The organism is Kitasatospora sp. NPDC056783 (assembly GCF_042789895.1).
In the GTDB taxonomy this organism is placed as follows: domain Bacteria; phylum Actinomycetota; class Actinomycetes; order Streptomycetales; family Streptomycetaceae; genus Kitasatospora.
In genome coordinates this window covers 1-4,938 of the sequence record NZ_JBHUAF010000510.1, presented here as the reverse complement: position 1 = coordinate 4,938, position 4,938 = coordinate 1, and the positions used below count along the sequence as shown (strand labels likewise).

5 protein-coding genes and 1 pseudogene are annotated in these 4,938 nt (G+C 74.6%); 4 read left to right on the top strand and 2 right to left on the bottom strand.

Going from position 1 to position 4,938, the window contains the following annotated elements; genetic code table 11:
* A pseudogene (locus tag ACFRMQ_RS38110) lies at positions 1–230 on the bottom strand (hypothetical protein); the annotation flags it as partial.
* A gap of 275 nt (positions 231–505) precedes the next feature.
* On the opposite strand from ACFRMQ_RS38110, the gene ACFRMQ_RS38105 reads away from it, so the two are divergent.
* The 3 genes from ACFRMQ_RS38105 to ACFRMQ_RS38095 all read left to right on the top strand — a co-directional run bounded on the left by ACFRMQ_RS38105 (position 506) and on the right by ACFRMQ_RS38095 (position 3,199).
* Positions 506–1,120, top strand: coding sequence for a TetR family transcriptional regulator (locus ACFRMQ_RS38105; RefSeq protein WP_380735461.1), 615 nt, complete (start codon positions 506–508; stop codon positions 1,118–1,120).
* Between the two features lie 26 nt (positions 1,121–1,146).
* Complete coding sequence (locus ACFRMQ_RS38100) at positions 1,147–2,691, top strand: FAD-dependent monooxygenase (protein WP_380735460.1); 1,545 nt, start codon at positions 1,147–1,149, stop codon at positions 2,689–2,691.
* Between the two features lie 76 nt (positions 2,692–2,767).
* On the top strand, positions 2,768–3,199 hold the full coding sequence (locus tag ACFRMQ_RS38095) for a YchJ family protein (protein ID WP_380735459.1): 432 nt from the start codon (positions 2,768–2,770) through the stop codon (positions 3,197–3,199).
* An 81-nt stretch (positions 3,200–3,280) separates the two neighbouring features.
* On the opposite strand, the gene ACFRMQ_RS38090 is transcribed toward ACFRMQ_RS38095, so the two are convergent.
* Positions 3,281–4,321, bottom strand: coding sequence for a polysaccharide deacetylase family protein (locus ACFRMQ_RS38090; RefSeq protein WP_380735458.1), 1,041 nt, complete (start codon positions 4,319–4,321; stop codon positions 3,281–3,283).
* Between the two features lie 192 nt (positions 4,322–4,513).
* On the opposite strand from ACFRMQ_RS38090, the gene ACFRMQ_RS38085 reads away from it, so the two are divergent.
* The coding region (locus tag ACFRMQ_RS38085; protein WP_380735457.1) for a GNAT family N-acetyltransferase at positions 4,514–4,938 on the top strand (425 nt) is incomplete at its 3' end.

The following is a 4,938-nucleotide window of genomic DNA, read 5'->3' as shown; positions in this document are numbered from 1 at the left end:
GCGCGATAGCGGGCCGCCAGCCGGCGGCAGCGGTCGACCGCGCGGTCCACCACCTCCTCGGCGTAGCGCAACCGGTCCGCGGCGTAGGCCTGTTCGAGCGATTCCCGCTCCGCCGCCGGGAGCCACGCGAACTGCCCTGCGAACGCGCGGGCGTCCCGTTCGGCCGCCGCGACCTCCGCCTCCCAGACCAGGAAGCCCTCGATGCGGGCGAACTCCGTCCGGGAGTTCACCCGGGCACCGCCGCCGGCGGGCCCGCCCCGGCGGGGGCTCCGCGCTCTCGGCGGACGCTGTCTGCCACCCATGACCGCTCCTCAAGTCCTGTCGAGCCGGCCCGCCGGAAACCTGCGGGATCCGGTTCCCCCTCGGGATCGCTCCGCGACCACGCAACTACTACCAGCGACGAACCGCAGGTGGCGGGCGGCTCGCCACGGCCCGTCCGGCCGGAGGAAACTTGCGCGCCACGCACTATTGCGCGGCGCGCAGTTTCTGCGGGACAGTGGTGCGCATGACGAAGGGCCAACCCGGGCTGCGGGAACGGAAGAAGGCCGCGACGCGCGAGGCACTCAGCTGGGCGGCACTGCGGCTGGCGGTGGAACGGGGACTGGAGAACGTCCGGGTCGAGGACATCGCGGCCGCGGCCGGGGTCTCCCCCCGCACGTACAACAACTACTTCTCCAGCAAGGCCGAGGCGATCGTCCACCGGCACCGCGAACGCATCCTGCGGTCCGCCGAGGTGCTGCGGCAGCGGCCCGCCGGGGAGCCGCTCTGGGAGGCGCTCACCCGGGCCCTGCTCGCACCGTACGACGGCATGCCCGAACAGCCGGACCCGCAGTGGACGGCCGGCATCCGGCTGGTGCTGCGCGAGCCGGCGCTCCAGGCCGAGCTGATGCGCGACGGGGCGCGGACCGCGGCCGGGCTCGCGGCCGCGGTGGCCGCCCGGACCGGCACCGACCCGCACCGGGACCTCTACCCCAAGCTGGTCACCGCCGCCGCGCTCGCCGCGGTCAAGGCCGCCAACGACCAGTACCTGGCCGCCGACCCGCCGGTGCCGTTCCAGTCACTGCTCGCCGAGGCGCTGCGACAGCTGGCGGCCGGGCTGCCCGATCCGTCACACCAGTGAACCCACCTCGTCCAAGGGGACTCCAGATGATCAACGACGTCGTCATCGTGGGCGCCGGACCGGTCGGGCTGTTCCTGGCCGGCGAACTCGCGCTGGCCGGGGTCCGGCCAGTGGTGCTGGACCGGCTGCCCGAGCGCTCGGGCGAGCAGAAAGCCAACGGGCTGGTCGGACAGGTGCTCCGACTGCTCGACCACCGCGGCCTGCACCAGCCGCTCAGCGGCGTCCCGGGCACGCCGCGACCCGTGCCGCGCTTCGTGTTCGGCGCCTTCCCGCTCGACCTGGACCGGCTCGACCGGAACCCGCTGCACGCGGCGCCCGTACCCCAGCACCGGATCGAGAAGGTGCTGGAGGAACGCCTCCGCGACCTGGGCGTCACCGTACGCCGCGGCCACGAGGTCACCGGCCTGCGCCAGGACCCGACCGGGGTGACCGTCGACGTCCGCGGCCCCGACGGCGCCGGGCGGTCGCGCGCCCGCTACCTGGTCGGCGCGGACGGCGGCCGCAGCACCGTCCGCAAGCTCGCCGGGATCGGCTTCCCCGGTGTCACCTCGCCCGACCCGGTCTCCCGCATCGCGCACGTGCTCCCACCGGAGGGAATCCGCCTCACCGACAGCGGCGAGGTCCTGCTGCCGGGCTGCCCGACCCCGTTCCGCGTCTACACCCACACCCGCACCGACCACGGCGTGTTCGTCATCGCCCCGCTCAGCCCGGAAGCCGTCATGGTCGCCACCATGGAGTGGGGCGGCCCCCCGCTGGACCAGCGGACCCCGCTCACCCTGGACGAGCTGCGCGCCAGCATCCGCCGGGTGACCGGTGCCGATCTGCCGCTCGCCCCGGCCCCCACCGCCGGACCGTTCACCCCGCGCCGCACCATCGGCCACAACACCCGGCTCGCCGAGCGCTACCGCGACGGCCGGGTGCTGCTGGTCGGCGACGCCGCCCACGTACACGCGGCGACCGGCGGCCCCGGCCTCAACCTCGGCCTCCAGGACGCCGCCAACCTCGGCTGGAAACTCGCCGCCGAGCTGCACGGCTGGGCCCCGCCCGGACTTCTGGACAGCTACCACGGGGAGCGCCACCCGATCGGCGAGCGGGTCTTCATGCACTCCCAGGCCCAGACGGCGCTGATGTCCCCCGGCCCCGACACCACCGCGGTGCGCGCCCTCTTCGGCGAACTGCTGGAACACCCGGACAACCTCGGCCGGATCGCGGCACTGATGGCGGGCAGCGATGTCCGCTACCCGGTCGACTGCCCGCACCCGCTGGCCGGCCTCTTCGTGCCGGAGCTCACCGCGACCACCCCGGACGGCCCCACCCGGATCGCCGAACTCGCCCGCACGGGGCGCCCGTTGCTGATCGACCTCACGGGCGGGGAACTCGGGCTCGCGGGCCCGGCGGCGGGCTGGACGGACCGGGTGGACCTCGTGACGGCCGACTGCGCGCGGCCGCCGGCCGGCGCCCTGCTGCTGCGCCCGGACGGCTACGTCGCCTGGGCCACCGAGCCCGGCCGGGCCGACCCCGACGGCCTGGCCGGGGCGCTGCGCGGCTGGTTCGGCGACGCCCGCGCCTGAGCACGCCGCCCGGCCCGCTGCCCCGGTGCACGGGGCGGCCCGGGAGCCGCCGAGGGGGTGGGGGACAATGGACGGCATGTCCCGACGTCGTACCGCGCCCCGCGCCGCCGCGCCCCGGCTGCTGCCCTCCTCGCCCTGCCCGTGCGGCCTGCCCGCCGCCTACGGCGACTGCTGCGGGCGGATGCACCGGGGCCAGACGGCGGCCACCACCGCCGAGTCCCTGATGCGCTCCCGGTTCAGCGCCTTCGCCGCGCAGGACGAGGCCTACCTGCTGCGCACCTGGCACCCGGACACCCGGCCGTCCGAGGTCGACTTCGACCCGGGGCTGCGCTGGACCGCCCTGGAGGTGGTCGACACCACGGAGGGCGGCGCGTTCCACGCGGAGGGCACGGTCGCCTTCCGGGCGCACTGGACCGAGGGCGGCGAGCAGGGCGTGCTCACCGAGAACAGCCGCTTCGTGCGCCACGAGGGCGCCTGGGTGTACCTCGACGCCCTCTCGCTCGGCTGAGCCCGGGTCCTCGTACCGTCGCGGCCCCGGATCAGGACGGTCCCGGATCAGGACGGTCCGGGGCCGCGACGGTCCGGTCCGCTACAGGTAGTCGTCCAGCCGGGCCAGAGCGAAGCCCTGCGCGGTGACGTCGTCGAGGACCTTGCGCAGCAGGTCCGGCATGGTGGCGTTCCAGGTGCCGGTGCCCCGGAAGTGGGTCAGGATGATGTCCCCCGAATGCAGCTTCCGGTCGTCGTAGCGCCACTCCATGTGGTCCGGGAACGCTTCCTCGTTCCACAGCGGCACCGCCTCCACCCCGCAGGAAGCGGCCGCGAGCAGCGTGTCGTCGTTGTACTCGCCGTAGGGTGGCCGGAACAGCCGGGGGCGGACGCCGATCTGCTGCTCCAGCTGGTCCTGCTGGTTGCAGATCTCCTGGCGCTGGGTGTCGTAGTCCAGGATCTTCAGGTTGCGGTGGTTGATCGTGTGGTTGTTGATCTCCACTCCCTGGGCGTGCAGGTCGCGGAAGTAGCCGTAGTTCTCGCGGGCCAGGTAGTCGGAGATGTAGGTGCTGAGCGGGATGCCCAGTTCATCGGCCATCCGGGAGAACTCCGGGTCCTTCTCGTCGCCGTCGTCGACGGTCAGGAAGACCACCTTGTCGTCGGTCGGCACGCGGTAGACCACGGGCGGCCGGCCGTCCGCCAGCTTGACGCCCTGTCCCTGGGTGAGCGTGACCCTGGCGGCCGGACGCGGCGGGGCCTTGAACGGCACCCGGTCCAGGCCCCACCGCTGGGCCGTCTCCAGCGCGGTTCGGGTGGCCACCTCCTGGCGGGCCATCGTGTCGCCGCTGCTCTCCTCCTCCTTGCGGGCCGCTCCGGGGAGCTGTGGCGGGGCGGCGGGCCTGGCGCCCGCGGGTTCGGCGCCCTCGGCGGCGGCGTGTTCGGCGCCTTCGGCGGCGGCTTCCGCGGCCGGGGCGGCGAGCGCCGCGTTCGCGTCGACCGGGGCGGCCTTCGGCTCGGCGGACGTGGACGGACCGGCGCAGCCCGCGAGGACGGCGGAGAGGCAGACGGTGGCCAGCAGGCCGGTCCGGCTCCTCTGATGTCCTCTCAGACCCCCACCAATACGACAAACTGATGGTCTGTTCATAGCTGCACTGCTCCCCCGGCGTGCACCATCGCCAATCCCCTCGTCACCCGCCCGGGGCAGCGACCCACCGGAGGCCTTGCCGTTCCTTTGCCCCGGGCGGCCGATCACGGCCGATCACGGCCGACGACGGCCGATCGCGGGCGCCGCGAAATCCGATTGCGGCCGACGGACCGCGAACCGGATCATGCGCGCATGACGAACACCACGCCCCGCAGACCCGGCCCCTGGACCGTCGCCACCGCCGACGTGACCACCCCCGAGGCCCTCGGCCTGCTGCGCGAGTACTACTACGACGTGGCCAACCGCTACTACCGGCTGCACCTCGGCCGGGAGGGCACCCCCGAGGAGCTGGAATCCGGGCTGGCCGACTCCCCCAGCGACGACCTCGTCGCCCCCGGCGGCCTCTTCCTGATCGGCCGCCACGACGGCGTCGCCCACTCCTGTGCCGGGCTGCGCCGGCTCGACGCCGGCACCGTCGAGCTGACCCGCGTCTTCGTCCGCCCCGGCCTGCGCGGCACCGGCGGCGGTGCCGCGCTGCTGGCCGCCGTCGACGGGGCCGCCCGCTCCCTCGACGCCGACCGGATCGTCCTCGACACCCGCCTCGACCTGGTCGAGGC

Bases quoted from the DNA above. Each gene is read 5' to 3' on its own strand.
- ACFRMQ_RS38100 (WP_380735460.1), top strand. From the start codon at position 1,147: ATGATCAACGACGTCGTCATCGTGGGCGCCGGACCGGTCGGGCTGTTC.
- ACFRMQ_RS38090 (WP_380735458.1), bottom strand. From the start codon at position 4,321: ATGAACAGACCATCAGTTTGTCGTATTGGTGGGGGTCTGAGAGGACAT.
- ACFRMQ_RS38105 (WP_380735461.1), top strand. From the start codon at position 506: ATGACGAAGGGCCAACCCGGGCTGCGGGAACGGAAGAAGGCCGCGACG.
- ACFRMQ_RS38095 (WP_380735459.1), top strand. From the start codon at position 2,768: ATGTCCCGACGTCGTACCGCGCCCCGCGCCGCCGCGCCCCGGCTGCTG.